This is a genomic window from Streptomyces sp. NPDC005799, assembly GCF_040630525.1.
Classification (GTDB): Bacteria; Actinomycetota; Actinomycetes; order Streptomycetales; family Streptomycetaceae; genus Streptomyces; species Streptomyces griseorubiginosus_B.
On record NZ_JBEXXQ010000036.1, the window covers coordinates 78,165 to 100,878 of the forward strand.

The 22,714-nt window shown below is 69.2% G+C and carries 41 protein-coding genes and 1 pseudogene; 1 reads left to right on the forward strand and 41 read right to left on the reverse strand.

The annotated features are described in order from the left end of the window. Positions 1-48 precede the first annotated feature (48 nt). The 12 genes from ABZ453_RS31380 to ABZ453_RS31435 all read right to left on the reverse strand — a co-directional run bounded on the left by ABZ453_RS31380 (position 49) and on the right by ABZ453_RS31435 (position 8,275). Positions 49-1,347: a hypothetical protein gene (locus ABZ453_RS31380; RefSeq protein ID WP_359020125.1), complete on the reverse strand. Its 1,299-nt coding sequence runs from the start codon at positions 1,345-1,347 to the stop codon at positions 49-51. A gap of 116 nt (positions 1,348-1,463) precedes the next feature. After that, positions 1,464-1,862 (reverse strand): hypothetical protein, encoded by a 399-nt coding sequence (locus ABZ453_RS31385; RefSeq protein ID WP_359020127.1) that lies wholly within the window; start codon positions 1,860-1,862, stop codon positions 1,464-1,466. Positions 1,863-2,108: 246 nt separating this feature from the next. Further along, the gene (locus tag ABZ453_RS31390; RefSeq protein ID WP_359020129.1) at positions 2,109-2,324 is read right to left on the reverse strand and encodes a hypothetical protein; all 216 of its coding nucleotides are present in this window, start codon (positions 2,322-2,324) and stop codon (positions 2,109-2,111) included. Beyond that, positions 2,321-2,845, reverse strand: a complete 525-nt coding sequence (locus tag ABZ453_RS31395) for a hypothetical protein (protein WP_359020131.1) — start codon at positions 2,843-2,845, stop codon at positions 2,321-2,323. Before ABZ453_RS31395 ends, ABZ453_RS31390 begins: the two co-directional genes overlap by 4 nt. Beyond that, entirely contained in the window at positions 2,842-3,189 is a 348-nt protein-coding gene (locus ABZ453_RS31400; RefSeq protein WP_359020133.1) for a hypothetical protein, read from the reverse strand. Before ABZ453_RS31400 ends, ABZ453_RS31395 begins: the two co-directional genes overlap by 4 nt. Next, positions 3,186-3,698: a hypothetical protein gene (locus ABZ453_RS31405; protein WP_359020135.1), complete on the reverse strand. Its 513-nt coding sequence runs from the start codon at positions 3,696-3,698 to the stop codon at positions 3,186-3,188. The genes ABZ453_RS31400 and ABZ453_RS31405 overlap by 4 nt, the downstream gene beginning before the upstream one ends. Positions 3,699-3,859: 161 nt before the next feature. Beyond that, on the reverse strand, positions 3,860-4,381 hold the full coding sequence (locus tag ABZ453_RS31410; RefSeq protein ID WP_359020137.1) for a hypothetical protein: 522 nt from the start codon (positions 4,379-4,381) through the stop codon (positions 3,860-3,862). Between the two features lie 87 nt (positions 4,382-4,468). Beyond that, on the reverse strand, positions 4,469-5,425 hold the full coding sequence (locus ABZ453_RS31415) for a hypothetical protein (RefSeq protein ID WP_359020139.1): 957 nt from the start codon (positions 5,423-5,425) through the stop codon (positions 4,469-4,471). Then, complete coding sequence (locus tag ABZ453_RS31420; protein ID WP_359020140.1) at positions 5,422-5,664, reverse strand: hypothetical protein; 243 nt, start codon at positions 5,662-5,664, stop codon at positions 5,422-5,424. The genes ABZ453_RS31415 and ABZ453_RS31420 overlap by 4 nt, the downstream gene beginning before the upstream one ends. Further along, the gene (locus ABZ453_RS31425) at positions 5,661-5,933 is read right to left on the reverse strand and encodes a hypothetical protein (RefSeq protein WP_359020142.1); all 273 of its coding nucleotides are present in this window, start codon (positions 5,931-5,933) and stop codon (positions 5,661-5,663) included. The genes ABZ453_RS31420 and ABZ453_RS31425 overlap by 4 nt, the downstream gene beginning before the upstream one ends. Before the next feature lie 12 nt (positions 5,934-5,945). Further along, complete coding sequence (locus ABZ453_RS31430) at positions 5,946-7,313, reverse strand: replicative DNA helicase (protein ID WP_359020144.1); 1,368 nt, start codon at positions 7,311-7,313, stop codon at positions 5,946-5,948. Beyond that, positions 7,310-8,275, reverse strand: a complete 966-nt coding sequence (locus tag ABZ453_RS31435) for a hypothetical protein (RefSeq protein WP_359020146.1) — start codon at positions 8,273-8,275, stop codon at positions 7,310-7,312. Before ABZ453_RS31435 ends, ABZ453_RS31430 begins: the two co-directional genes overlap by 4 nt. Before the next feature lie 76 nt (positions 8,276-8,351). On the opposite strand from ABZ453_RS31435, the gene ABZ453_RS31440 reads away from it, so the two are divergent. Beyond that, entirely contained in the window at positions 8,352-8,567 is a 216-nt protein-coding gene (locus tag ABZ453_RS31440) for a type II toxin-antitoxin system prevent-host-death family antitoxin (RefSeq protein ID WP_359020148.1), read from the forward strand. 90 nt (positions 8,568-8,657) lie between these two features. On the opposite strand, the gene ABZ453_RS31445 is transcribed toward ABZ453_RS31440, so the two are convergent. The 29 genes and pseudogenes from ABZ453_RS31445 to ABZ453_RS31585 form a co-directional block, all read right to left on the reverse strand. Continuing rightward, positions 8,658-8,882 carry a hypothetical protein gene (locus tag ABZ453_RS31445; protein ID WP_359020150.1) on the reverse strand — a complete coding sequence of 75 codons (225 nt, stop codon included), beginning with the start codon at positions 8,880-8,882 and terminating at the stop codon, positions 8,658-8,660. Next, the gene (locus tag ABZ453_RS31450; protein WP_359020152.1) at positions 8,879-9,304 is read right to left on the reverse strand and encodes a hypothetical protein; all 426 of its coding nucleotides are present in this window, start codon (positions 9,302-9,304) and stop codon (positions 8,879-8,881) included. Before ABZ453_RS31450 ends, ABZ453_RS31445 begins: the two co-directional genes overlap by 4 nt. Positions 9,305-9,317: 13 nt before the next feature. After that, positions 9,318-10,928, reverse strand: coding sequence for a DNA methyltransferase (locus ABZ453_RS31455; RefSeq protein ID WP_359020154.1), 1,611 nt, complete (start codon positions 10,926-10,928; stop codon positions 9,318-9,320). Next, positions 10,928-11,125, reverse strand: coding sequence for a helix-turn-helix domain-containing protein (locus ABZ453_RS31460; protein WP_359020156.1), 198 nt, complete (start codon positions 11,123-11,125; stop codon positions 10,928-10,930). The genes ABZ453_RS31455 and ABZ453_RS31460 overlap by 1 nt, the downstream gene beginning before the upstream one ends. 111 nt (positions 11,126-11,236) lie before the next feature. Continuing rightward, positions 11,237-11,566 carry a hypothetical protein gene (locus ABZ453_RS31465; RefSeq protein WP_359020158.1) on the reverse strand — a complete coding sequence of 110 codons (330 nt, stop codon included), beginning with the start codon at positions 11,564-11,566 and terminating at the stop codon, positions 11,237-11,239. 25 nt (positions 11,567-11,591) lie between these two features. After that, positions 11,592-11,732, reverse strand: coding sequence for a hypothetical protein (locus ABZ453_RS31470; RefSeq protein WP_359020160.1), 141 nt, complete (start codon positions 11,730-11,732; stop codon positions 11,592-11,594). Continuing rightward, complete coding sequence (locus ABZ453_RS31475; RefSeq protein ID WP_359020162.1) at positions 11,729-12,091, reverse strand: hypothetical protein; 363 nt, start codon at positions 12,089-12,091, stop codon at positions 11,729-11,731. The genes ABZ453_RS31470 and ABZ453_RS31475 overlap by 4 nt, the downstream gene beginning before the upstream one ends. Further along, positions 12,088-12,606 carry a helix-turn-helix domain-containing protein gene (locus tag ABZ453_RS31480; protein ID WP_359020164.1) on the reverse strand — a complete coding sequence of 173 codons (519 nt, stop codon included), beginning with the start codon at positions 12,604-12,606 and terminating at the stop codon, positions 12,088-12,090. Before ABZ453_RS31480 ends, ABZ453_RS31475 begins: the two co-directional genes overlap by 4 nt. A gap of 68 nt (positions 12,607-12,674) precedes the next feature. Next, the gene (locus tag ABZ453_RS31485; RefSeq protein ID WP_359020166.1) at positions 12,675-13,112 is read right to left on the reverse strand and encodes a hypothetical protein; all 438 of its coding nucleotides are present in this window, start codon (positions 13,110-13,112) and stop codon (positions 12,675-12,677) included. Beyond that, complete coding sequence (locus ABZ453_RS31490) at positions 13,109-13,357, reverse strand: hypothetical protein (protein ID WP_359020168.1); 249 nt, start codon at positions 13,355-13,357, stop codon at positions 13,109-13,111. Before ABZ453_RS31490 ends, ABZ453_RS31485 begins: the two co-directional genes overlap by 4 nt. A gap of 557 nt (positions 13,358-13,914) precedes the next feature. Beyond that, positions 13,915-14,217: pseudogene (locus ABZ453_RS31495) on the reverse strand (WhiB family transcriptional regulator); the annotation flags it as partial. Next, positions 14,214-14,951 carry a hypothetical protein gene (locus ABZ453_RS31500; RefSeq protein ID WP_359020170.1) on the reverse strand — a complete coding sequence of 246 codons (738 nt, stop codon included), beginning with the start codon at positions 14,949-14,951 and terminating at the stop codon, positions 14,214-14,216. The pseudogene ABZ453_RS31495 and the gene ABZ453_RS31500, both read right to left, overlap by 4 nt. Beyond that, on the reverse strand, positions 14,948-15,286 hold the full coding sequence (locus ABZ453_RS31505) for a hypothetical protein (protein ID WP_359020172.1): 339 nt from the start codon (positions 15,284-15,286) through the stop codon (positions 14,948-14,950). The genes ABZ453_RS31500 and ABZ453_RS31505 overlap by 4 nt, the downstream gene beginning before the upstream one ends. Next, complete coding sequence (locus tag ABZ453_RS31510; RefSeq protein WP_359020174.1) at positions 15,283-15,600, reverse strand: hypothetical protein; 318 nt, start codon at positions 15,598-15,600, stop codon at positions 15,283-15,285. Before ABZ453_RS31510 ends, ABZ453_RS31505 begins: the two co-directional genes overlap by 4 nt. Continuing rightward, positions 15,600-15,902 carry a hypothetical protein gene (locus tag ABZ453_RS31515; RefSeq protein WP_359020176.1) on the reverse strand — a complete coding sequence of 101 codons (303 nt, stop codon included), beginning with the start codon at positions 15,900-15,902 and terminating at the stop codon, positions 15,600-15,602. The genes ABZ453_RS31510 and ABZ453_RS31515 overlap by 1 nt, the downstream gene beginning before the upstream one ends. Continuing rightward, entirely contained in the window at positions 15,899-16,387 is a 489-nt protein-coding gene (locus ABZ453_RS31520) for a hypothetical protein (protein WP_359020178.1), read from the reverse strand. The genes ABZ453_RS31515 and ABZ453_RS31520 overlap by 4 nt, the downstream gene beginning before the upstream one ends. 1 nt (position 16,388) lies before the next feature. Further along, positions 16,389-17,207, reverse strand: a complete 819-nt coding sequence (locus ABZ453_RS31525) for an exonuclease domain-containing protein (protein WP_359020180.1) — start codon at positions 17,205-17,207, stop codon at positions 16,389-16,391. Further along, a complete protein-coding gene (locus ABZ453_RS31530) occupies positions 17,204-17,506 on the reverse strand; it encodes a hypothetical protein (protein ID WP_359020182.1) in 303 nt (100 codons plus the stop codon). The genes ABZ453_RS31525 and ABZ453_RS31530 overlap by 4 nt, the downstream gene beginning before the upstream one ends. Before the next feature lie 63 nt (positions 17,507-17,569). After that, on the reverse strand, positions 17,570-18,580 hold the full coding sequence (locus tag ABZ453_RS31535) for a hypothetical protein (RefSeq protein ID WP_359020184.1): 1,011 nt from the start codon (positions 18,578-18,580) through the stop codon (positions 17,570-17,572). Between the two features lie 2 nt (positions 18,581-18,582). Next, entirely contained in the window at positions 18,583-19,425 is an 843-nt protein-coding gene (locus tag ABZ453_RS31540) for a hypothetical protein (protein WP_359020186.1), read from the reverse strand. Next, positions 19,422-19,640, reverse strand: coding sequence for a hypothetical protein (locus ABZ453_RS31545; RefSeq protein WP_359020188.1), 219 nt, complete (start codon positions 19,638-19,640; stop codon positions 19,422-19,424). Before ABZ453_RS31545 ends, ABZ453_RS31540 begins: the two co-directional genes overlap by 4 nt. Beyond that, positions 19,637-19,858 carry a hypothetical protein gene (locus tag ABZ453_RS31550; protein ID WP_359020190.1) on the reverse strand — a complete coding sequence of 74 codons (222 nt, stop codon included), beginning with the start codon at positions 19,856-19,858 and terminating at the stop codon, positions 19,637-19,639. The genes ABZ453_RS31545 and ABZ453_RS31550 overlap by 4 nt, the downstream gene beginning before the upstream one ends. After that, complete coding sequence (locus tag ABZ453_RS31555) at positions 19,858-20,361, reverse strand: hypothetical protein (protein ID WP_359020192.1); 504 nt, start codon at positions 20,359-20,361, stop codon at positions 19,858-19,860. Before ABZ453_RS31555 ends, ABZ453_RS31550 begins: the two co-directional genes overlap by 1 nt. Beyond that, entirely contained in the window at positions 20,358-20,546 is a 189-nt protein-coding gene (locus ABZ453_RS31560; RefSeq protein ID WP_359020194.1) for a hypothetical protein, read from the reverse strand. Before ABZ453_RS31560 ends, ABZ453_RS31555 begins: the two co-directional genes overlap by 4 nt. Beyond that, entirely contained in the window at positions 20,546-21,064 is a 519-nt protein-coding gene (locus tag ABZ453_RS31565) for a hypothetical protein (protein ID WP_359020196.1), read from the reverse strand. Before ABZ453_RS31565 ends, ABZ453_RS31560 begins: the two co-directional genes overlap by 1 nt. Further along, on the reverse strand, positions 21,061-21,279 hold the full coding sequence (locus ABZ453_RS31570; RefSeq protein WP_359020198.1) for a hypothetical protein: 219 nt from the start codon (positions 21,277-21,279) through the stop codon (positions 21,061-21,063). The genes ABZ453_RS31565 and ABZ453_RS31570 overlap by 4 nt, the downstream gene beginning before the upstream one ends. Next, positions 21,279-21,623 (reverse strand): hypothetical protein, encoded by a 345-nt coding sequence (locus ABZ453_RS31575; protein WP_359020200.1) that lies wholly within the window; start codon positions 21,621-21,623, stop codon positions 21,279-21,281. Before ABZ453_RS31575 ends, ABZ453_RS31570 begins: the two co-directional genes overlap by 1 nt. After that, on the reverse strand, positions 21,620-21,841 hold the full coding sequence (locus ABZ453_RS31580; protein ID WP_359020202.1) for a hypothetical protein: 222 nt from the start codon (positions 21,839-21,841) through the stop codon (positions 21,620-21,622). Before ABZ453_RS31580 ends, ABZ453_RS31575 begins: the two co-directional genes overlap by 4 nt. Beyond that, a complete protein-coding gene (locus ABZ453_RS31585) occupies positions 21,838-22,695 on the reverse strand; it encodes a hypothetical protein (protein WP_359020204.1) in 858 nt (285 codons plus the stop codon). Before ABZ453_RS31585 ends, ABZ453_RS31580 begins: the two co-directional genes overlap by 4 nt. Positions 22,696-22,714: the final 19 nt, after the last annotated feature.

Consider the following 22,714-nt stretch of genomic DNA (forward strand, 5'->3'; position numbering starts at 1 on the left):
CGATGGCGTGGTAGACGGCGAGAAACGCCTCGACCGCTTCGTGGACGATCACGACTGCGCCCCGTCCTGCTGCGCCTCGGTGGCTTCGGCGATCAGCGTGGTCAGGGTGGCCCGCAGAGCCGACGCATCCGGAATCTGAAGGATCAGCACTCCTGCGGGCGTGAACTCAGCGAGGTTCGCGGCTTTGTCCACTGGGATGGTGATCCTGCTGTCGCTGAGGGACGCTCCGTTGGTCGCGTCCCAGAACAACAGGGCGCGCGTCTGCGTCTGGGTGTCGGCTGGTTCGGCGGCCCGCACGACAGCGGCGGACTCCGTGAGAGCCCGCACAACGGCCCGGTACCTGCGCGCCTTGGCCACGGCCTCCGCGTCCCAGCCGTGTCGGGCGGCCATCTCCTCCATGGCTCCGTGGGTGCAGGTCTCGTCGTGCTCGGTCTCTTCGCAGTCCCAGCCGAGGATGACGGCGTACAGCCACGCGTCGGGCGCGTACTGGCCCCAGTCGCGGGAGCTGGTGGCGAGCAGGCGGCCGAAGCCTTCGAACAAGGCGGCGAGCGTCTCGCGGTCGTCCTGCTTGTCGTTGCCGCGCGCCTCGGCAGCGGGCTCGTCGAGCGGGCCGTCGAGGGCCTTCCGCACCCAGTGCAGTGCGGCGTTCCACCCGTTGTCCTGCGCCCGGGCCAGAGAGTTGCAGTCCGGGGCAGAGGTGCGGAACTGGATGCCACGGGCCCGCTCAAGCGCAGCTTCCGCACGCTCGGCGCGCTGCACCGCGTCGGCGACGAGGCCCGCGTTGTGATTGGCGTCCGCCTCAGCCTTCTCAGCGCGCTTGCGTTCCCTGGTGTATCCCTCACCGAGGCGTTCGAGGCGCTGCTGGTAGATGTCGGCGTCACGGGCGGCCGTGTCGGCGCGCTGCTCGGCAAGGTCGCCGCGGACGGTCTCGCGGGTGTAGAGCCGTTCGAAGCGGGCGCGTTCCTGCTCGGCCCACTCCAACTCGGTGCAGTCGGCGCGCTGCTTGACTGGGCGCGGGGCCTCTTCTTCGTTGATGGTGTGGTCGGGGATGTGCGGCTCCGGCCTTGAGGGCGGCGTGTTCGGGCGTTGGCGCTGCTCCGCTTCCCGCAGCGCGGCGCCCTGGTCGGCGGGCGCGGGCAGCACCGACAGCACCGCATCGGCCATGGCCAGGCAGTGCGGCCACGGCGGCTTCAACTCCGTGGCGGCCAGCACCTTGACGATGCGGTCCCGCAGTACGGACCGGGCGTCGAGGAAGGCACGGAACTCGTCGACGACACGCTGGTCGCCGCCGGTGAGTTGGGTGTTCGGGTTGTTCCCGCAGCGCGGGCCGGTGGGGTGTTCGGTCATGGTCAGGCTCCAGGTCGTGTGTGGTGGGATGGGTGGCGCGGCCGGCCCGGATACAGCCCGGGCCGGCCGTCCTGCTGCTCACTGGTCTGTTGGTTCGGCGAATCGTTGGACGGCGGCTACAGGCACCAGCCGAGGAAGCGGAAGGTGGCGCCGCGGTCTTCGAGATCGGCCTTCGACTCGGCCATGCGGTCGGCCCACACAAGGCGGAGCAGGCCGTCGGACTCGGGCATGGTCCGGTACTCGGCGTAAAGGAGGCCTTCGTCGTCGACGTACACGGCGTCATGCCGGTCGGTGGGGCGCTCGGCGGGCGGGGCGATCCCGGCAGCGATGGCGGCCTCCAGCCACGCGGCGGCGACGCTGAGGGCCATCTCCTGTTCGACCGGGTTCAGGTCGTCCCAGGCGAAGACGTGGCCGGTGTCGGTGCCGACCTTCTGGCGGGCCTTGGCGAGGGCGAGGACGCGGGGGACGGTGGTGTAGCGGACGTTCTGGGCGGCTGCCGGATCGAGTGCGGTCATGGTCATTTCCTCCTGATTTGCGGCGTGTTGAGCAGGTTAGATGGTGGTACCGACAGTGGTCAGACGGACCACAAAGTCGGCTGCATGGGCCGTAGCTCCAGCTCTGCCTGGCCGGGCATCTGGTCGTCGCTGCTGCTGGTCCGGATGCGGGCCGGGCGGCCGTTGACGCGGCGTTCGCAGACGGGCCCGTAGCCGGACGGGGACGGCTGTTTCAGCCGGCGTTTACAGCCACGACAGCGCGGGGGTTCACTCACGGGCGGCCTGCCGGATCAGCGAGGCGACGCCCGCGAACGTCCACCAGTCCAGCGTGTTGACCAGCCAGCGGACGGTGACCTCGTCGTACGCGCCCAACCGGACGTTGGCGTCGGTCAGCAGCTGCCGGAGGATCGCGTCGCGCTCGGCGGCGGTCGCGTAGCCGTCCGGCCGGCTGTCCAGCGGCCCATCGGGGATCGCGGCGGTCACAGCCAGCCTCCGTGGGTGCCGTAGCCGTCGAGGAGTTCGTGCAGCCACCGGTATTCGTGGCTGATAGCCCAGGCGCGGACGCGGTCGATCTGCACGGCCTGGTGCGCGGTCTCCTGCTCCAAGGCGACGGCGATGTCGCGGGCCTGGTCACGCTGCTGGGTGAGCTTCCCGAACGCGGGCCGTACCGCGTCCGCGGCCTCCTTCACGACGGGCGTGAGGTCGTGTTCGTCCCAGTCCCAGCCGGGCCCGTAGAACGGGGCGGCGATGGTCTCCTCGAGGTCGATGTCCGTGTCGACGTCGTCCCGGTACAGGGCACGGAGGGCGTTGTCCCGGAGGTGGGTCATCTCGTCGAGCGCCGTGGTGAGCCGCCGGAGTTCGGCGGCCATGGCGGGGACATCGACGCCGGCGAGTTGGTCGAGGTCGGCTTGCAGGGGCCCGTCGGTGAGGGTGCCGTACTCGTGGAGGTATCCGGCCCGGGTGTCGATCTCGTCGAGGCGGGTCGGGGTCAGGGGCTCGGTCATGCCGTCGGCTCCTCGGTGGTGGTTCCGGGGCGTACCCGGGTGTGGCAGGTCGGGCAGGTGTCGGGGTTGGGCAGGCCGAGCGTGGTGTGGGCGATGCGGGTTGCGACCCGCCACGGCTGGCGGCCGCCTTCGTGGTCGCGGTACGGGGCGAGCCACGCCATCTCGTTGGCGGTCTTGTCGAGCCATTCGGCGACGGGATCGGCGTAGCTTCGAAGGTCGGGGTGCAGGTCGGGGCCGAGGTCGCGGAGTTGGTCGGCGGCCTGCTGGAGGTGCTGGGCAGCGGGCCACTTGGAACGGGCGGCGGCGTGGTCACCGTCTTCGCGGCGGATATCGGGGCGCGTCATGCCGACACCGCCTCGGGCGCCTTGTGGACGCTGAACGTGCCGTCGGGATGCCGGACGAGGGTGTCGCCGAAGAACGCGACGACGTGGTCCGGGTACTGGCCGACGCGGAGGCCGACGACCTGCAGTTTGCCGTCGACTTCCTGCCAGTAGCCCTTGGTGAAGACCCACGGGCGGAGCTGGTCGATCTCGTGAGCAACGCGGCTAAAGCTGCGCTCGGTCAGGCGCCATGTCCGGCAGCCGGCAGCTTCCAGCTCGACGAGCGGGCGGCAGTTGGGGCACTCGCGGCGGACGTCGGTGAGGCCGCCGTGGGCGTTGATGTCGCGGTTGTCGAGGTCGCCGACGTACTGGCCGCAGCCGTTGCAGCACCGCTTCAGGCGGATCGTGGTGGACCCGTCGGGGTTGCGGCGGTCGGGGGTGTTGGTGCGGGTGGCGGGGTTCGGTTCGACCGTGGCAGGCCCGGGGAGCGGTGCTGTGCGTGCGTCAGGGGTCGCTTGGGGCCCGGTTGGCACTCCGGGGCCTCCGGGGGTCTGTTCGGCGCTCAGAGGGGCGTTTGCGGCCTTGGGGGCTTGCGGGGTGGTTGTTTCGTTGGTGCTCTGCATGTGGTTTGTCTCCAAACGGTTCAGTGGCTGAGGTTTCTGCACTGACCGGTCAGTACAACCGGTGCTGTTGGTCACCGCGTGTCCCCCGAGGCCGCGGCGCGTGCGTCACCGTCGTCGGTCCACTCGCCGCCTGCCGTCTCGCGGCGCAGCAGCGTCTGCGGGACCCGCCAGCCCTTGCCTTCGTTCTCCAGCAGGTAGGCGACGCTCCGGTCGCGGTCGGCTTTGCTGTCGGCGGTGATCACGTAGCCGTCGGTGCAGCGGAATCCGAACAGGCGGGCGTCCTCACGTCGTTGGCGTTCCTCGTCGACGTGGGCGTTGTGGAGGTCGCAGGCGCGCTCCCCGCCGACGGCCAGGTACCAGGTGTCGACCTTGTCCTCGTTCTCGACGTAGAGGGTGCGCAGTTGGCCGAGGTCCTCGGCGATCACTTTCAGCTGCGGGTCCTCGAAGTTGGGCCCGTAGTTCTCGGCGGCGTAGGTGAAGCCTTCGATGTTGACCTTGGAGCAGAAGGCTTCGAACTCCAGGAAGTCGAAGTCGCTCCAGTCGGTGGGGTTCTGGATGTCGGTCACGGTGGTCTCCTCGGGCGTGCTGCTCATTCGGTGTCTCCGGTCTGCTGGTCGGCGGTTTGGGCGGTGGTCCAGGTGGTGATGCGGGCGTCGTGGCTGGCGATGGTGAGTCGGCGGCTAGCGTTTGAGGGCGTAGACCTTTTCGCCGCCGATCAGCGGTGCGCCTTCGGGGCCCTTGATGTGCGGGGCGATCCAGACGGGGCGGTGGACTTCCCGCTTCGGGTGCCATTGCTGCCGCCAGTGGCCGCGCACGACCCACTGGTGGTGGTACTCGCGGTCGCTGTTGCCGTGGTCCGTCGAGGACTTCGGGCGGCGCAGGCCGATGATGCGGACCATGGCGGGTTCCCGGCCGGCGCGGCGCAGGCGTTTGCGTGCAGCGCGATCGGGTTCGACTTCACTCACGTCCGCGAGGGGCTGTTGCATCAGGAGCCACGACACCCGGAGGAGTTCGCTGGTCCGGTATCGGCCGTCAAGGCTGAAGGGCTGCGCCTCCTGGCCCCTGCTGGTGCGCGCGGGGAGGGGGGCGGGGCTGAAGGGGTAGACCTCTTCTTGGTCGTAGGAGAGGGCGGGGAGTGCCGCGCGCATGATCCGCTTCTCGGTGTTCCCCAGGGAGCCGACGTTGGCTTCCGCTTCGAGGTTCGTTTCGCGGTCGGAGTACCAACTGATCCACGTGCCGCCGTAGGGGAAGTTCTCGTAGTTGAAAGGTCCCCAGGCGACTGCGGTGAGGTGGGTCTGGCGTCCGTCTTCGATGTAGGTGTAGACGGGCTTCTCGAAGACCATCAAACCGTGTGGGGACGGAAGGTCTTCGGGCATCAGGGTGAACTCGGGGAGTGACTCGGCTGCGGTCATGGCGAGTTCGGCCATGTGGGCGTCAATCCAATAGAGGTCGGCGCGCATGATGCGGTCGGCTTCGGCCTTGGCAAGGTAGGCGGCGGCTTCGTGCGTCGGCCCGGCAGGGCGGATGTCCATTTTTCCCGCTCGGATGCAGATGTCGAAGAAAGCGGGCCCGTGCTGGAGGTGCCAGTGGAGGACGTCGGCGCGGATCTCGGGAAGGTCTTGGGGGCGGATGGTCATCGGGCGGTTCCCTCCTGGCAGTTGCCGCAGGGGGCGGGCGTGGGTCCGGTGGCGGCGGTGCCGCAGGGCCACGCTCCCTTGCGCGGGATGTGGTAGGCGGCCGGCTCCGGCTCGTCGTCCGGTCCTGACGTTTCGACGGGGGCTACGACGGCGCGTCCGGTGAGGTGGCGGAGGTAGTCACGGAAGCTGTCGGGGTCTTTGCGGAGCTCGGCGATGTCCTCGATGCGGAGTTCGCTCATGACGCCCAGAGCCCTTCGCCGGCGGGGAGGATGCCGGTGAGGTGGCTGATGGCGGTGTGCCAGGCCTCTTCGGATTCGAGGCGGGGGTGAGCGCCGGTGTCGCGGTACCAGCCGACGAGGGGCTTGACGGCGGGGCGCAGGGTGTACGTCCAGTAGATCGAGAACGACCACATCGGGTCGGTCTCAGCCTTGGCTGCCTCGGCGCGTACTTCTTCTTCGAGGTCGCGCAACCGCGGCTCGGCTGCCGCTAGTTCGGGCCAGGTGATCACGGTTGCTCCTGTTCAGAGGTCGGGGCCGAGGGATTGCAGGCGCGCGTAGTGGCCTTGGAAAGCGAGGGGGATGATGCGGCCGCTGATGCCGTTACGGTTCTTTGCGACGATCACGTCGATCTCCCCGGTCCGGTCCCGGGTGCGCTTGTAGTCCGGGTCGTCGGGGTCGAGCTCCGGCGGCTTGTGCATGAGGAGGATCACGTTGGAGTCCTGCTCGATCGCCGAGGAGTCCTTGAAGTCGGAGACGACCGGCTGACGGCCGACGGCGCCGCGGTTGAACTGGGCGAGCGCGACGACGGGGACTTCGAACTCCATCGCGAGGAGTTTCAGGCCGCGGCTGATGGTGGCGACTTCTTGCGCGCGGCTGGTGGTGCTGGACGATCCTTCGGGGGTCATGAGCTGGAGGTAGTCGGCGACGACGATCGCAGCGGCCTGGCCATGGCCGGACATCCACCGCATGCGGGCGCGGATCTTGGAGAGCGTGAGGTTCGGGGAGTCGTCGAGGATGAAGTTCCCGGCGTTCTGCATCCGGTCGGAGACCTTGATGACCTTCGCCCAGTCGTAGTCGGTGAGCTGGCGTCGGATGAGGTGGTCGAGGTCGACGCCGGCCTCGGCGGCTGTGAGGCGGGCCATGAGTTCGCTGCCACCCATCTCCATGGAGGCGACGAGGGCGGGGCGGCAGCGGGTGAGGGCGACGTGGGAGGCGAGGTTCATCCCGAACAGGGACTTGCCGCCGCCGGTTGCGGCGCCGACGGTGATGAGCTGGCCGGGCTTGAGCTCGATGACGTCGTTGAGGTCGTGCCAGGGGGTGTCGAGGGCGCGGGGGTCTTTCCCGGCTTGGAGTTCGTCGAGGAAGGATGCCCAGCGGTCGCCGACGGCGAGTTTGACGTCGAGGGGCGAGGATCCGGTGGCTGCGCCTTGGAACTCGGCCATGGCGTCGTCGAGGATTTCGGTTGCGGTGTCTTGTTGGGCATAGGCGCGGGCGGCAGCTCGGCTGGAGGCTCCGATGACGGCGCGGAGCATGGCTTTGTCGCGGACGATCTCGGCGTATTCCTCGACGTTGGCGACGGTCGGGACGGCTTGGATGAGTTGGTGGAGGTAGGTGGATCCGCCGATCTTGTTGAGGTCGCCGGTGCGTGCGAGTTCTTCACCGACGGTGATGGGGTCGATCTTGGGTGTGCGGCTGCGGCCGTAGAGGTCGATGATTGCTACGAAGATCGTCTGGTGGTGGGCTCGGTAGAAGTGCATGGTTTCGACGCGGGCGGTGACGCGGTCGATGACGTGGTGGGAGAGGAGCATGCTGCCGAGGACGGCTTGTTCCGCGTGGGGGTCGTTGGGCGGCACACGCTCGAAGTCGGCGGTGTCCTGGAAGTCGTTCACGCGGCGGGGTCCTTACGGTCCGGGTGGCATTGGGGGCAGCGGTAGAGGGCTCGGAGGCCGTTGTCGTCTTCGCGTTGGCGGAGGCGGGTGCGTTCGTCGCAGTCGGGATCTCCGCACCAGGGCGGCGTGTCTTCTTCCGGCTCGTTGTCGGGTCGCGGTTCGGTCTGGGGCGGTAGGCCGCGCCAGCCGGACTTGAGGAAGTACGTGGCGTGGGTGATGGGCTCCCGAGCGCGGCCCTTGATGTTGCGGGCGAAGGTGACCATCTCCTTGACGCCCGCACGCTGCTGGACGACGGCGATCGCCTGGATGTCTTCGGCGGCCATCTGCCAGGAGACGCGGATGCCTGCTTCGCCCATGGCCTTGATGAGCGGCTGGATGTAGTCGAACGCCCTCGGGATCCGGTCCTGCTGGCCTTCCTGCTCATTGCCGGGTCCGGGTTCAGGAGCAGAGGGGTGGTTGGTGTTTGTGTTTCTTGCGTTATGGGGTCCGGATTTCGGACCCCCAGGGGTCCGGTTTTCGGACCCCCCCGGTCCGGAATCTGTACCGGTCCGGTTTTCGGACCGGTCCGGAATCTGTACCGGTCCGGAATCCGGACCCCCCTCCGGTGTTGACCTGCGGTGACGTCGCGCTTTCGGCAGGGTGTAGACGGTCTCGCCGCGCGGGCCCTGCTGGCCGTCGACGACCGCCAGCTCGCCGAGTTCGATGAGCTTGTCGACAGCGGCCACGACGGAGGACCGGGCCGCATTGGAACGCTGGACGAGCATGGTCGTACCGGCGTAGGCCGTGCAGCCCTTGCCGTACGCCTTGTCGGCGATCGCCAGCAGCACCAGACGGGCGGTGCCCTTGGACTGGGAGTGGTTCCAGACCCAGTCCTGCGCGTCGAGGCTCACGTGTTCTCTCTTCGGTTTGTGCTGATCAGGACATGGCGGTGCATCGCCCCTTTCAAGGCGGGTCGGGATCATGCCTGACATAGTCATCATAGCTAAGAAAGCGACGTTGCGGTGTTGAGTGGCGTAGCGAATCCGCTACTCTGTCGACATGGCGACCACTCGCACCGAGCACCGCGCGAAGATCGCCGAGGCGCGCAACGTCCTCGGCGAGGTGATCTCGCGCGCCCGCTACGCCGGCGAACCGACGATCCTGGTGAACCGCGGCAAGGAAGCGGCCGTGGTCGTGCCGTACGACTTCTACGAGCGCGCCTGCGAAGCACTCGGCGAGCAACGCGTGCTTGCCGACGAGCCGGCCGAGTCCTGACACTGCCCCTCCCTTCCTGTACGTCCGGCCCCGCACCATCGGTGCGGGGTTTGCTGTTGCGCGACCGGTCCGGCGTGGCCCGGGGCGGGGTTAGGGCGGCTGGTCGCGGGTGAAGGCGTGGATCTGTTGGCCTCGTCGGCCTCCGCGGCCGTTGCCGTGGCGGGCGGGGTTGGTCAGGTGCCAGCAGCGGCAGGGGCGGGAGAGGTACCAGTAGAGGGTTTTGCCGTCGGTCATGGCGATGCGAATGCAGGCGAGCTGGGCGAGGTGCTTCGTGGCGTACCGCTGCTTGCCGCACGGCGGAGGGCAGTGGGTCATGACGTGCCGCCGTAGAGCGCGGCGGCGTCCGCCACGGCCCACCGGTTGAGGAGGGTGCGGCGCCGGTGCGGGGTGAGGCGTACGGCCCGGTCGTAGACGCTGACCACGCGGGCGGCCGGTGTGGTCCAGGTCGGAAAGTGGTCCTCGGTGGATGCCTCGATGCCGCCGACGGGCTCGACGACGTACAGGTCACCGAGGGGGTACTTCGAGGCGTAGAAGCGGGCGTATTCGCGGTCGGTGGTGATGTACACGCGGTCGGGGCGTTCGGTGAGCGGGTCGACGACGCCGAGGCCCTCGACGACGGGCTGTACGCCCTGCTTCTTCGCGTCGCAGGTCGGGCAGCCGTCGACGTAGTTCGGCTCGTGCGGCGTGATGAGGCCGCCGGGCTTAAGGCCGGGGATACCGCCGTGGAAGTAGCGCATCGGACACTCCTGGTCAGATCGTGAAGAGACTGGATGCGATCGGCTTGGACAGCCGGGTCACGCACAGTTCGGCGTGCGGCCGTTCGCGTTCGATGCCGATCGTGTGGAAGCCTTCGATCAGGCAGGCCTCCAACGTGGTCCCCGAGCCGGCGAACGGGTCGAGGACCGTTCCCCCGGGCGGGGTGACGAGCCGGACCAGCCATTGCATGAGGGCGAGCGGCTTGACCGTGGTGTGTGCGGTGCCGTCCGCGAGCCGGGGCCGCTCCGAGGCGGGCGCCTTCGCCTCGTAGCGGAAGACGGGGAAGAAGCGGGATGCGCCGCCCGAGTCGGTGTGACCGCGCGGGCCGCCCGCACCGGACGGCTCGTTGTACAGCGCGCCGTGACGTTGGCCCTTGTCGGCGCGGGCGTTGCTGCCGGTAATGCCGCTCTGCCGGTCCATCTCGGCGACCGGGCAGCCGGACTGGCAGTCCCCGCCGTCGATGCAGTCCGGTCCGTGGCCGAGGAGGATGTTCGTGGGCCAGCGGCCCGCGTCGTGCGCGGAGTCTTCGCGAACGCCGGTCCACTCGCCGAGCGTGTCGCCGTTGCGGGGGCTGGAGATGCCGACGACGGACGCGCACTTCTCGCGGTAGTCCTGACCGGCCTGAGTGCGGCAGCCGTCGATGTTGAGAGCGCCGGTGCCGTGCTCGAGGACGTTGGCGACCGTGGTGTTGAAGCCGGTCGACTTGCGGGCGAGGACGATCGGCTCGTGAGCGGGCTTCAGCGCGGTGTTCCAGCCCTGCCACTGGCGCGCCGCATCGGAGGCCGGGGCGGTCACGTTGACCGTTCCGTCGACATTCCGTCCAGTCGTGCCGTTGAGGAACACGCTCGTTGAGCCGTCGGCGAGGCCGGAGTGCCGTGTCCCAATGACTTCCCGCTGTGACCAGGCTTCGCCCAGCGCGCCTTTGCGGCCGTTGAGTTCGGCGACGAGCGGCCGGATCTCGGTGTCGTCGAAGCCGATCGCGTCCCTCAGCCGGTCCCACTGCTCGGGCTGTGGAACGATCGCGGCCTTGCCCTGGGTGGTCCAAAGGCCAGCCATGCCGTTGTAGCCCCATAGGGCGTCGATGCGGGCGTTCGTCCATCCGGCGGCGTCACGGGCTGCTGCGAGCCAGGCGGTCACCTGCAGCACCTGGGCGCGGTCGTCGCGACGTCGGTCGATGGACTTCGCTATGTCCTGGCCCTTCGGGAATCCGGCCCCGAAAATCCAGTGCAGGCTGTCGCGGATTTCGAATCCGGCGAGCCGGATCGACAGCGTCATCAGGTCGACGGTGCGCGGCGCGGCGAACGCCACGAGGTGGCCGCCGGGCTTCAGCACCCGCATGCATTCGTCCCACGCGGCGGGCGGGGGCACGAACCGGTCCCAGTCGCTGCCCATGAAGCCCCGGCCGTCCGGGACGTGCGCCCGGTCGCCGGCCAGCCATGCGGCGAGCGCAGCCGCGATGACACGCGGGTGGTGGTCGGCGAGCCCATACGGCGGGTCGCAGACGATCGCGTCGACAGACGCGTCAGGCAGCGTGGGCAGGATGTCGAGGCAGTCGCCGAGGTGGAGCGTCACGCTGTCGGCGGTGTAGTAGGGCGGCGGGCTCATCAGACGGCCGCCTCGCGGGGCCGGCCGAGCTTGTCGCGGAACACGGTCCCGGCTTCCTGCAAGAGGAGGTACGTCACGCCGTACGACCGGCCGAAGCGTGCGGCGGTGGAGCGGACGCTGGCGCCGGCTTCGTAGTACTCGCGGCAGTCCTGCGCGGCAGCTTGGCGGGCTTGGCCGGTGAGTTTGGTGTTGCTCATGAGGTTCTCCCGTTGTGTGAAGGGCTCCCTGGCCCGTTGGGGGAAGTCGGGCCAGGGAGCCCGGGAAGGCCGCCCCGCCGGGGGGGGTGTGCGGGGCGGCCGGTCAGGTGGTCAGCGGTAGTTGTGGACCACCAGCCACTGGGGTTCGGGGTGGTCTTCGTGGCCGAGGCGTACGGCGACGTCGTGGAGTGCGCTGTCCCACGCGGCGAGTTCAGCGATCGACGCGAGCTCGGCCGGGACGACGGGAACCACTTCGTTCTCGTCGACGCGGGTGAACCGGGTGACGAGCAGCAGCCGGTCCCAGTCGCCGACGATGTGATGGCCGACGCTGTCCTTGACGAGGTCGGGGCCGTCGCCGATGACCTTGTCGAGCGTGTCGAGGTCGGTGTCCTTGGGGACCTCGAAGCCGTAGGTAAGGCTGACGGAGTGGTAGAGGCCCATGTCGTGCTCCTTGGTGAGGGTGGGGTTACCGGGCGGCGCCGGCGATCCAGACGATGAGTGCGGTGAGCAGGGCGGCGGTGACGGTCACGTACTGGTCCGCACCCGCGGCCCAGGCGATGGCGTAGGCGCAGCCGCCGAAGACCAGGCCGAGGACGAAGCGGTTCACGCTGCCCCCTGGTACCGGTCGCCGCGGTGCGTGTGGTGCCAGCGGGTGGAACTCACACAGACGGTCGCGCTGTGGTCGATCTCCAGCAGCCAGCAGGCGGCCGTGTGGTGGACGGCGCGGTGGCGGCCGGTCTTGACCGTTCGGCAGGACGTGGTGGTGCGGACCTTCTTGCCGGACCGCTTCGTCTTCGTCTTGCACGACCGGCGGGTGGTGGGCTGCCACGTCCACGTGCTGCTGGCGGGGTGGTACTGCTTGTCCGTCACTCGGCCGTGCGCCGCGGCGGCGTGGCCGGACGAGCAGGCGGTGACGAGCGCGGCGACCGTGAGGACCGTGCACACCGCGGCCAGAAGGCGCCTCAACGGACTTCTCCCTTCGGCGTGTACCGGCCGGTGAAGGGGTCGCGTGGCCCGCGCTCGTAGTACCGGCGGTTGCGGTTCTGCGTAGAGGTGTTCGCCCACCGGAAGTTGTCGGGCTCGTAGCCGCGGTCGTTGTCGACCCGGTCGATGGTCATTCCAGGCGGCCTGTCTCCGACGTCGGCGAGGAAGTTCTCGAACTTCCGCCACCGCTCGCACACGGTGATTCCACGGCCGCCGTAGTCGGCCCAGCGCTTGTGCGTGGGCCGCGTGCAGCGATCCACCATGTCGGCCCAGGAGCGGTACAAGGAGGTCCCGGTGTACCCGTGCGTCCTCCGCGTCCCAGGGCGCATCTCTGTCCCTGCCGCCCGCAGGAGATCAGCGACTCCAGCCGTTGAGCGTCCCGTCTCTTCTGCGAGCTGCTTTATGGTGGCGCCCGCCTCGTAGCGAGGCTTCAGCTCGGCTGCCACTTTGGCGCGAGCTTCGCCAGTGAGGCGGTAACCCTTCTGGCAGTCGGCCATGGTGTTCTCCTGTTGAGGGTTGTGGGCGCCCGGCCTGGTTCGCGCGGGCCGAGCGCTCGGGCGGGTGGTCAGAAGTCGGTGATGCGGATGTCTTCGCGGAGGGCGTCGATGACCTGCTCCCGGATCTCCTCGGGCAGGTCCGGGTCGAACGCGAAGTGGATGCGGACGCCGATGTGGGTGCCTTCGGTGATCTCGACGGTGCGCGGGTCGGCTTCCAACCCGTCGGCGCCGAGGCCGACGAGCCAGCGGGCGGAGTTGATTGCGCCGACGGCGTTGCCTGCCTCACCGATCAGGGCGTGGATCTTCCGTGCGGTCTCGGCGAGGCCCTCGTTGTCGAGGACGTCGCCCCAGGTTTGGCCGGAGCCGTCGTCCTCGCGGTAGGAGTCGACGTAAGCGCCGGGCAGCCAGCGGAGGATGTCCGCCACGCTCGGCGCCTCGCTGAGAGCGCTCAGGCAGACCGCGGCCTCGGAGCGGAGATCGGCGTCGGTGTACAGGGGGACGGTCACGGGTGTTGTCCGTTCTGGTAGGCATCGGCTGCTTCTGCGGCCTGTTGGGCGAGGGCGGCTTCGGCGCACGTCTTGTGTGCTGGTGCGCCTTTGCTGTCGCGGAGGTTGGTGGGCTGGCCGCAGTAGCGGCACGGCAGCGGGTCCCAGGCCCAGTGGGAGCGGTCGGTCCAGTCGAGGAGCTGGCCCGGCGTGTACTCCCGCTCCGGCGCCTTCGGTGGGGCACGGCGCCGCTTCCCGCCCGTCACGCGACCGCCTTCTTCGCTGCGACGCGCTGCTTGTACTCGGCGCACTTCTGCGCGTTCGCCTGCCGGCACGCATCATCGACCGGCTCGCCGTACCGACGGTGCCGGTGGTAGGCAGCCGGCGTTCCGCACGGAGGCCGCGGCGTCTTCGGCCGCCCTGGGCCGAGCTTCGGCTGCTCGGCGGACTGCTTCGTCGTGCCTGTCCACGCGAGACGCCGGTTCGCGTCCGTGTTCGCCTGACGGCATTCCGGACACGGTTCCGTGCCGTCCTTGAAGTGCTTGTGGTAGCCGGGCCGAGTCCCGCAGCGTGTCCGCTCCTGCTCGTCCTCGACATGCCAGATGCAGGCGGGCACCTCGCACACTCGCTTCAGCCGGCCGACCGGTTTCCGTCCGCGGTCGATGACGAACGCGGCCTGCATCGGTGTGAACTGGCCCTGCTCGGTGCGCCCCGGCGCGGTGCCGGACCAGCGGAAGTGGCCGCCAGCGAGCGGCTTCGCGCGCCGAGCCCACAACTCCTGCACGGTGGCCGGCTTCGGCTGCTTCTCCACCGGTTCGTCGGTGCGGCCTCGAGCGTGGCGGCGTTTGATGGAGCGGCGTTCACCCTCAGTGAGGCCACCCCATACGCCGAACTCGATGTTCGAGTCCAGCGCCCACGCCCGGCATTCGATCAATGACGCGCAGCGGGCGCACACCTGCTTGGCTTCACGCGCCTGCATCACGGCCGGACCAGAGTTACCGACGGGGAAAAACAACTCCGGGTCGTGCAGCGGCTTTCCGGCCTGGTCCGTCTCCCGGCACGCCCCCTGGTCACGCCAGTCCGCAGCCCGGAGACTGTCCGGGACGGAACCGCTGTAGTGGCTCATTCGGTAACCCCTGCCGGGATGTTGTGGGCCGTACGGGCGCGTAGCACCGTCCGCGGGGACACCCCGAGGCGTCGGCCGATCTCGAGGTCGTCCAGACCGCAGCCCGCAAGCTCGGCGACATCGTCCGGGTGCACACTCGACGGCGCACCGGGCGTGGTCGGCTCCGGCACACACTGCGGGTCGTCGATGTCCGCCCACGCCATCGGCCCGTGCCAGCCCTGCCCCATCGCATGGTTACGGGCCAGCTCGGCCGTACGCCCCACCGGCGAGGGGAGTACGGACAGCTGCCGGTAGACGCGCGCCACCCGGCCGGCTGTAGTGGTGCGTACGCATTCCCAGCGGCCGTCCAGGGTCTGGTGGAGGCCGCCCCGGGTGATGCCGGCCCGGGTCGTGATGTCGGGCAGCGTGTAGCCGAGAACCATCAGGGCTTGCAGGCGCCGGCGGGTGCCGGTGGCGTCGGTCAGGCCCCTGGGGATGGGTGGTTTCTGGTCGAGGCGGATCGCGAGGATCGCGGTGGCAGTGCTACGGGCGACCTGCGGGTGGCGGGCGGAAGCGACGATGGACACGGTGGTCTGGTGAATGCCCGCGGCCGCGGCGATCTGGCCTTGGGTCCAGCCGCGGGCAGCCAGCCGTTCGATGTGGGCGCGGGTCTGGGTGGCGTCGACGCGGCGCCGGATGCCGTTTACCCGGTCGTAGCCGAGACGCCGCCGGTAGGCGACAGTGTCCGCGGTCACGCTTGTTCTCCCTTCTGGTGGTCGCGGATGGCGTTCCGGAGGCGGTCGAGTTCTTCGCAGTCGCCGTAGACGGCGAGGCAGTCGAGGTAGAGGCCGTGGTTGGTGCCGGGCTTCTGGACTTCGCCCAGGTCGCGCCGCGCGGCCTGCGCGGCGGACGCCTGGTCGTTGCGGGTGCGGTAGTCGTCGCGGGGTCGATGCCACCAGATCCCGGCGATGACGACGGCAGCCACGACCAGGAGCGGCAACCAGGCGCCGTCCCCCGCCAGCCACGCCCCGATGGCCTGCAGTCGGTCGCCCGCGGTGAGCCATGCCGCGTACAGGTCGGCGGTCGTCACGACGCCTCCGTGGTGTTGATCGGGCAGTCCACGACCGTCGACGCGGGCACGCTGGTCTTCTTTGCGCGCTGCCGCTGGTTGCGGTCCCGGTTCGCTTTCCGGCACTGCTTGCACTTGCAGCCCTTGCGGTAGCCGGCCATGCCGTGGTCGGTGATCCGCAGAAGCTTCGGCAGCAGCCCGAGGACGTCGAGGAGGTGACGGCAGTCCGCCGGGCCGGTCGCTTTCGCGGCGACGTACAGGCTGGCGGTCTGCTTCTCGGCGGGGGTGGCTTCGACGTCCGCCGCCCACGTCTGCGAGTTCAGTTCGAGGCCCATCACGCACCGCCGACGAGGACGTGGGTGCCGCAACTCCCGCACCGCCAGGTGTGATCCTTTGTGACGGTCCCGGCCTCGGCCCTGTCGCAGATCGGGCAGTCCGCGAACCGGCCCGGGACGACCGCCAGTTCTGGGACATCAGGTGTCGTGTACGCGGACGGCGCCCCCAGCAGCACCGACAGAGACGGAAGCCGCCACGCCGTCCGATGCCGCGCCGGGGCAGGCCACGCGCGGGCAATCACGGTCGCCCCGGCCATGCTCGCGACGAGGGCACCCGCACCTACGGTGATGTGGTCGTTCATGGGGTCGTCTCCTCAATGACGTCGTCGGCCGGCTTCTGGTAGGCGGGCTGCCACGGGCGGGAGTCCTCGACCCGTCCGACCGGCAAGCCGACGGCGTCGTCGAGCTGCTTCTCCAGGTGCTTGACGCGCTTCTCCGCGACCGCGGCCCGGGTTCGCCACTCGGCTACGACCCCGTCGGTGACCTGCTTGCGGGCTTCGGCGAGTTCCGCTTCCACGCGGGCGATGTTCTGTTCGAGGGCGGCGCAGTGGTCGGGGTCGGATTCGGCGAGTTGGCTGACACGGCGGCCGAGTTCAAGGTTCCGGTCGCGCAGACGACGGATCGCGGCGTCCTGCTCGGCGATCTGCCGCAGCACCTGCGCGCGGTTGGTCTCGGCGGTCTGCTTGTCCCTGATGGCGTTCTCGGCGCGCTGCCGTTGCCGGTCGGTTTCCGCCTTCGCGGCGGCCAGTTCGGCATGGAGGCGTCGGGTGGTAGTGAGTCCGAACATGTCAGCGCTCACCGCCCGTCGGGCGCAGCGGCCACGAGCCGTCGATCACCGTGTCCGGCTTCTTCTTGCGGAAGTGCTCCTGCAATCCGGCGGCCCGCTCGGCGGCCCACCACGTCTGCCGCAGATGCAACTCCTCGACGTCGATGCCGGCGAGGTCGTCGAACCGGTCGTACGGTCCGCAGGAGTTCCGCAGCTGCTGCACCCACTCCGGGCGCTCCTCGGCCGGCAGATGGGCGATGTTCCCCATGTGCCAGGCCGCGCGGGCGGACATCAGCGCGTCGTACTTCGCCTCATGCGCAGCCTTGTCGTCCCATCCCAGGCCGTAGGTCTGCGCGGTGGTTTTCATCTCGTAGGCGCCCTGCTTCTCCGACACGCGACGCCGGAAGGGGGCCGCGTGCCAGTCGAGGATCATCGTGTCGATGACGCGGTTGAGGGGCTCGCGGCAGATGCCTTCGAGGGTGTCGCCGAGGTGCCTTTGGCACTCTGCGTTCAACAGGTTGAGGTCGAAGGAGCCGAGGTTGTGGCCGACGAGCGGCACCTTCCCGGCGACGACCTCGGCGACCGCCTTCGCGATCTCACCCACCGCCTGCTCGGCGGGCTGGCCGCGCTCGGCGAGGTACTCGTCGGTCAGCTTGTGCACGGCGACCGCACCCGGCTCCTGCTTGATGCCCGGGTTGACGAGCCAGGTGCGCGTGTCCGTGGGGAGGTCGCCGCCGACGAGGATCAGCGCGCACGACACGATCCGCGCGGTCTGCGGGTCCTTGTCGGACGCTTCGAAGTCGAGCGCGGCTATGCGCTGCTTGAACCAGAGGTCGCTCATCGCTGACCCCCCGCTTCGGCGATCTCGACGATCTCGGCGTCTTCGCGGGTCAGGCTGAGCGCGGCGAGTTCGTCGTCCGTCATCAGGTCGTAGGGGAGGTGGCCGGTGTTGAGGACGATCTTCAGTTCGGTGATGCAGGCCCGCACGCGTGTGGCGCGGATGCGGGCGTACCGCGCGTAGCGCTCGTTCACCGTGGTGGAGGCCCGCTCGGTGTACTCGTCGAGCTGCTCCTGCCAGCGTTCGACGAGGGTCGTCAGGACGGTGCGCAACTCGTCCTCTTGGGAGGTCTTGACGGTCATGTGTGGTCTCCTTGACCAGGACGCCCCGCCATGCCCGCGGGGCGTCCGGTGCGTTCGTGCGGGCTATCGGGACGCCGGCTGCCGGGTAGCGGGCCAGGTGACGGGTCCGGTCTCGTCGCTGACGACTTCGGCGTCGTACACGCCGTTCTCGTCCGGCTCCGGGCCCTGGTTCGGGGTTGCGTTCTCGGCGTCCTTCTCTGCGGCGATCGCCATGAGCTGCTTCGACAGCGGGTCGGTGCCCTTCGGGTGGACGTCGCCCGTCTGCTGGGCTTCCATCCACAGGTCCCGGACGTCGTCGGACGTCAGCGCGCCCGCGGCCTCCGCGAGCCAGTCGCGGCCCTTCGGTCCCTCGATCGCCGCGACGGCCTGCGGCGTGACGCCCGGGTTCAACGCGGTCGCCGCGTTCACCGGGCCAGCCAGCGCCTGTCGCGGGGTGATGCCGCGCAACTCGACCACGACGACGGGGAACTTCTTCGTCTCCCCGTTCGCGACACGCTGCCGGGGCTCGATCCGCAACGTCACGGGGATGAAGCCCTTGCCGTTGGTTCCAGCGAGGACCATGTCGACCATGCCCGGCCACTCCTGCGCGGCGTAGAAAGAATGGGTTTCAGCTCGCCACATGCCCATTCCGGACAGGTCGGGGAGCATGACGTTCAGGCGGGACGTGGTGGAGCAGACGACGCCCTTCTTCTGGAGGTGCCAGTCCTCACCGAAGCGGGCAGCGCAGATGCAGGGCTGCCGGGTCAGGGTCTCGGTCTCGCCGTCACAACGCCGCTGGCAACCGCCCTTGGACCACATCTCGTTGTACTGGTTCAGCGGATCACCCGGGGTGATCAGCGCCTCGATCGAGGACGCTTTGGTGATGACCCGCCACTGGCTGATCGTGGAGTTCAGTGGCTGCCACTGCTCAGGCTCGCCGCCCCACAGTTCGGCTGCCTTACGGACGTGCTCCTCGGAGTGCGATGTGACCACCCAAGTTGCGGAGCGCATAGGCCGGTTGCCCTGGGTGTAGCCAGTGCGCAGCCGGCCGTGCTCTGCCGCGCGGGCCTGGGTGTTGCGGAGTCGGGCGCCCACGGTCAGGCCACCTTTCGGAAGTTGCGCCACCGGGCCGGAACGGGCTGGTCCGGGGCGAGGAGGGCCGGGTAGGAGGAGGGAGCGGCGTGGTGCCACAGCGCGTTGGCGAGGGCGCCACGGAACGCCCTGTGGGCGTCACGTCCGGCGGGCATCTCAACGAGGGCGTGAGACTTCGCCCGCAGGTTGAGGACACCGGCCCGCTGGATTTTCGGCATCGGCTGCTCGGTGTCGTCGGGGAGCAGGACCGTCTCGCAGTAGCGGAGCGCGGCGAGCTGCTGGGTGTTCTCCGGGTAGACGGACTTCGCGGAGCGGGTGGCTGACGTTTTGAAGTCGATCAGCCACAGTTCGCGAGCCCGGCCTTTGCCGGTGGGCAGCCAGATCATGAGGTCCGCGGTGCCTGCGTAGCCGAGGCGGCGGTGCAGGCAGGTGATCTCGGCGGCCTCGACGTGCTTGTCGATGTCGACGCCCCAGAAGCCGAGGAAGGCTTCCAGCTGGTTCAGATAGGGAGCGACTTCTCGGGGCACCGCGAACGGGGCACCGAGGAGTCGGAGTTCGGCAGCCTTGTGGATGGTGGTGCCGAGGTCGGAGGCCTGGTCGCGTGCGTCGATGTGGATCTGCTTGAGCTGCTTGGTGAGTTCCGCCCGGTCGGTGATGGCCCGGCGGGCGACTTCCATGCGGTGGTCGAGGATCCACTCGATGGTGAGCTTGACCGCCCAGGGGATCAGCGAGTGCTTGTGGACGCTGATGTTCAGGACGTTGGTGACGGACACCAGGTCCGGGCCCCCGGCAGGGTCTTCGTAGTACCGGCCCTGCTCGGTCGCCTTGGCGTACTTCGGATCGGTCATCGCTGGCCTGCTTTCCGGCCGGTGAGGTATCCGTCGAGGACGAGGAGTGTGGTGTAGCCGGTCGATGCGGCGGCGCACGTCCACACGCCGGTGATGACGATCGCGGGCTGCGGGCCGAGGGGGACCGTGACTGCGGTCGCCGCGATGGCCGCCATGAGGGCGGCGATGCCGTAGACGAGGAGCGTGCGGATGATGGTGCGGAGGTCGAGGCTCACCGGGCGCCTCCCGGAGTCCATGCCGGGTAGTCGGCCGGGCAGGAGCACTTCTCGGGGTGCTCGCAGGCCAGCGCAGCGAACGCGGTGTCGGCAGGGTCGAGTTGATGCCGGGCCTCAGCGGCAGTACCGGCCGCGAGACGCTGCCGGGCGGCGAGGTCGCGGAGGTCCCGCTGCAGCCGGGTCACCGGCACATCGAGATCGGAGATCGGGCGAGGCATCACACCTCACCCCACTCGACGAGCGCGGCCACCAGGTGCGCGGTGAGCTGCTGGTCGTAGCCGCCCGGATTCAACCGGTCGACCTGGAACGACGACACCGCAGCGAACACCACGTCGGACAAGCCCGATGCGGGCGTGGTGTCGGCCGTGTGGCTGTCGTTCTCTCTCGCCTCCGCGCGGGCCAGAGCGTCATCGGTGGCGTGGTTGTTGAGGGCCTGCCAGACGGCATCCCAGTCGTTGTTGCGGACCGCGACACGTACCGTGCGGATGAGAGTGCGCAGCATGGCCAGCTCGCTGGCGTACGCCTGCCCATCCGAGGCGAGGACCTCGGCGCGGTAGGCGTCGCGGACGACACGGGCCGCCTCGGGCGTCCAGCCGCGCACACTCGCCAGCCCGGACAGGATCGCCTCCCCCGGGGTACGGGTGGCGTCACACCAGCGGCAGACCAGACCGGCCTGCCAGTCGTGACCAGGCGGGTTGATGGGGCAGATGGTGGCGCTCATGCCGTCCTCCGGGTCTTCTGCTCGGGCAGCGGGTGGGCGTCCAGGTAGCGGCGGGTCGGCGCCATCGACGGATGCCGGATGATCCGCGCAGCCCACCCATACGGGCGGCCGGTGTCCTGCAGCGACACCTCGTCCGCCATGTCGAACTCGGCGCCCTCTTCGGGCTCCTGGTCGTAGATGGCCATCACAGATCCCCGTCCTGGCCGTAGTCGTTGTGGTCATCAGCCGCATTCCGGCAGCGGGCCGAGCAGAACGTCGTCCCCTTCGGAACCGGCGCAGTGCACTCCGCGCACGGGGCCGTCAGCGCCTCCCGCAAAGACCGGACATCAATCGGCCCGGTCGCCTGGTCCTCGATCGCGCTCGTGTCACGCACCATCGGCGGCGGCGTGATCCGATGCGCATTCGCCTCAGCCGCGAGGAACGGCGCCAGCCGAGACCACAGCCCGGCCACCTCGGCAGCCAGGACCGCGTTCTCCTCCAGCGTGCAAGCCGCCACCTTCTCGGCTTCCTGCCGCCGCTCCTCCGTGAACTCCCACGCCCCGTACACCTGCTCGCGGTCCGCGGTGAGGATCGCGAAGAAGTCGTCAGCGGCCATCTGCCAGGCCAGGAGCCTGCGGTTCTCGTCCCGCAACTCGGCCACCTTGTCGACGGCACGGTGCTTACGCCGGTCACGGCGCCCCACGAACGGGAAGGTGATGCTCACGACGCCACCCCCTGCGGATGGGTGCGCAGCCACTCCCGGCGCAGCGCGTAGCGGGCGTGTACGGCGGCGACGGCGTCCAGGAACTCGGGGATCGTCTGCGGCTTCCGGCCATGCGCCCGACGCCCCCACGCGGCCTCGACCGCGAGGACCGAATCCATCTCCAGATCAGCCAGCGGGCGGGACTCAGCGGCAGCGATCTCAACAGCGGTCGCCATCACGCCACCTCCCGGGCTGCCTGCTCCAGGGCAGCAATCACGTCGGCAGGGGTGCGCTCGGGGGCGTCGTTCCAATCACCGATGGCGATGGTCGGCCACGCCGGATCGAATGCGAGGTGCGTCCGGCGGGCGAAGTCCTCGGCAACCTCGTCGAAGTCGTCACTCGTCGGGACCGGCTGACCGGAGATGGCGATACTGAGCGCGCCCGCCGTGCACACCGGAGACTCAGCAGCGGTCAGGATGATCCCGACACCGGACTCTCCGACCCCGTAGTAGGCGCCCTTGTAGTGGCCGTTGGCGCGGATGACCCCGGCAGCCTTCAGGTAGATCTCGGAGAAGTTCACGACGTACCGCCTTCCTGGCGCCTGCGAACGACCTCGGTCCAGGCCGGGTGGGTTGTCGGGTCCTCGGGGAGCAATCCGGCGGCGATCAGCTTGTTCAGGCCGTTCCTGTCGATCCGGACGTCCTGCCGGCCGAAGGTGTCGGTCACCACATGCGTCTCGATGTCGAGCGCGGCACATAGCGACTTGAAGGCAGCCACGTCGAACGAATCCGTCGTCATGCCGCACCGCCGAGGTCGAAGAGGCCCGGGAACTTGTGCGCGTAGTGCCGCGCCCACGTCAGCTCGAACACAGGCCGATGCCGCTCCGTCCACGCCTTCGTCTTGCGGACCGTCCCGTTCGGCAACTCCGACTGACGCTCCTGCGGCGCCTCGATCCGCAACTCCCGGCAGATCGCCAGCGCGTACTTCCCGAACCAGGACTGCGCCGACGTGACGTCCTTCGGCTTCAGCCCAAGCGCCTTCAGGAAGTCCGGCACGTACAGCGGCACATCGAGCGGATCGATCTCCGGCTCCTCGCCCAGTGCCTTCGCAGCGACCAGGCGGGCCTTCGTCTCCAGCCACGCGTCATCGACGATGCCCTCGGCGACCTTCAGCACCCGCATCCGGGCCTCGGCCAGCTCCAGCTGAAGGAGCGCCTCCGACTTCTGCTGCGGGGTGGCCTGAGCCTCAACCTCCAGCAAATACGTACGGACCCGGCGGGCAACGTCCGACTCGGTCAGCAGCTGGCCCACGTTCAGGATCGCGCGGCGGGTGAAGAGAGCGACCGTCCGCGACTTGGGGTTTGCTGCGGACAGATTGTCCGCAGCAAAAGCGCGGTACTCGGCTCCTCGGAGGACGACGTAGCCGTTCTCCTCCAACTCCTTGCGGTTCCGCTGGACGACCTTCTCGATCGAGTCCACCGAAGCTTCGAAGAAGTCGGCAACGATCTCGATCGTGGCGTGTACGCCGTCGGGGAGGAGGGCGAGTGCCTTCACCTTGTCGAGGACATCGACGCGGCTGGCGGTCTGGGCCCGCAGGGTCCGGGACTCGGTGAGCATCAGCTCACTCGGCTGATCGGGGAGAATGAGAGACACGTGTGTCTCTCCTTTCGGT

What these genes read in the sequence shown, in the direction of transcription:
- ABZ453_RS31380 (WP_359020125.1), bottom strand. Translation starts at nt 1,347, where the DNA reads ATGACCGAACACCCCACCGGCCCGCGCTGCGGGAACAACCCGAACACC.
- ABZ453_RS31385 (WP_359020127.1), bottom strand. Translation starts at nt 1,862, where the DNA reads ATGACCGCACTCGATCCGGCAGCCGCCCAGAACGTCCGCTACACCACC.
- ABZ453_RS31395 (WP_359020131.1), bottom strand. Translation starts at nt 2,845, where the DNA reads ATGACCGAGCCCCTGACCCCGACCCGCCTCGACGAGATCGACACCCGG.
- ABZ453_RS31400 (WP_359020133.1), bottom strand. Translation starts at nt 3,189, where the DNA reads ATGACGCGCCCCGATATCCGCCGCGAAGACGGTGACCACGCCGCCGCC.
- ABZ453_RS31410 (WP_359020137.1), bottom strand. Translation starts at nt 4,381, where the DNA reads ATGAGCAGCACGCCCGAGGAGACCACCGTGACCGACATCCAGAACCCC.
- ABZ453_RS31415 (WP_359020139.1), bottom strand. Translation starts at nt 5,425, where the DNA reads ATGACCATCCGCCCCCAAGACCTTCCCGAGATCCGCGCCGACGTCCTC.
- ABZ453_RS31420 (WP_359020140.1), bottom strand. Translation starts at nt 5,664, where the DNA reads ATGAGCGAACTCCGCATCGAGGACATCGCCGAGCTCCGCAAAGACCCC.
- ABZ453_RS31435 (WP_359020146.1), bottom strand. Translation starts at nt 8,275, where the DNA reads ATGATCCCGACCCGCCTTGAAAGGGGCGATGCACCGCCATGTCCTGAT.
- ABZ453_RS31440 (WP_359020148.1), top strand. Translation starts at nt 8,352, where the DNA reads ATGGCGACCACTCGCACCGAGCACCGCGCGAAGATCGCCGAGGCGCGC.
- ABZ453_RS31445 (WP_359020150.1), bottom strand. Translation starts at nt 8,882, where the DNA reads ATGACCCACTGCCCTCCGCCGTGCGGCAAGCAGCGGTACGCCACGAAG.
- ABZ453_RS31450 (WP_359020152.1), bottom strand. Translation starts at nt 9,304, where the DNA reads ATGCGCTACTTCCACGGCGGTATCCCCGGCCTTAAGCCCGGCGGCCTC.
- ABZ453_RS31455 (WP_359020154.1), bottom strand. Translation starts at nt 10,928, where the DNA reads ATGAGCCCGCCGCCCTACTACACCGCCGACAGCGTGACGCTCCACCTC.
- ABZ453_RS31460 (WP_359020156.1), bottom strand. Translation starts at nt 11,125, where the DNA reads ATGAGCAACACCAAACTCACCGGCCAAGCCCGCCAAGCTGCCGCGCAG.
- ABZ453_RS31465 (WP_359020158.1), bottom strand. Translation starts at nt 11,566, where the DNA reads ATGGGCCTCTACCACTCCGTCAGCCTTACCTACGGCTTCGAGGTCCCC.
- ABZ453_RS31480 (WP_359020164.1), bottom strand. Translation starts at nt 12,606, where the DNA reads ATGGCCGACTGCCAGAAGGGTTACCGCCTCACTGGCGAAGCTCGCGCC.
- ABZ453_RS31510 (WP_359020174.1), bottom strand. Translation starts at nt 15,600, where the DNA reads ATGGGCCTCGAACTGAACTCGCAGACGTGGGCGGCGGACGTCGAAGCC.
- ABZ453_RS31515 (WP_359020176.1), bottom strand. Translation starts at nt 15,902, where the DNA reads ATGAACGACCACATCACCGTAGGTGCGGGTGCCCTCGTCGCGAGCATG.
- ABZ453_RS31520 (WP_359020178.1), bottom strand. Translation starts at nt 16,387, where the DNA reads ATGTTCGGACTCACTACCACCCGACGCCTCCATGCCGAACTGGCCGCC.
- ABZ453_RS31525 (WP_359020180.1), bottom strand. Translation starts at nt 17,207, where the DNA reads ATGAGCGACCTCTGGTTCAAGCAGCGCATAGCCGCGCTCGACTTCGAA.
- ABZ453_RS31530 (WP_359020182.1), bottom strand. Translation starts at nt 17,506, where the DNA reads ATGACCGTCAAGACCTCCCAAGAGGACGAGTTGCGCACCGTCCTGACG.
- ABZ453_RS31540 (WP_359020186.1), bottom strand. Translation starts at nt 19,425, where the DNA reads ATGACCGATCCGAAGTACGCCAAGGCGACCGAGCAGGGCCGGTACTAC.
- ABZ453_RS31550 (WP_359020190.1), bottom strand. Translation starts at nt 19,858, where the DNA reads ATGCCTCGCCCGATCTCCGATCTCGATGTGCCGGTGACCCGGCTGCAG.
- ABZ453_RS31555 (WP_359020192.1), bottom strand. Translation starts at nt 20,361, where the DNA reads ATGAGCGCCACCATCTGCCCCATCAACCCGCCTGGTCACGACTGGCAG.
- ABZ453_RS31560 (WP_359020194.1), bottom strand. Translation starts at nt 20,546, where the DNA reads ATGGCCATCTACGACCAGGAGCCCGAAGAGGGCGCCGAGTTCGACATG.
- ABZ453_RS31570 (WP_359020198.1), bottom strand. Translation starts at nt 21,279, where the DNA reads ATGGCGACCGCTGTTGAGATCGCTGCCGCTGAGTCCCGCCCGCTGGCT.
- ABZ453_RS31580 (WP_359020202.1), bottom strand. Translation starts at nt 21,841, where the DNA reads ATGACGACGGATTCGTTCGACGTGGCTGCCTTCAAGTCGCTATGTGCC.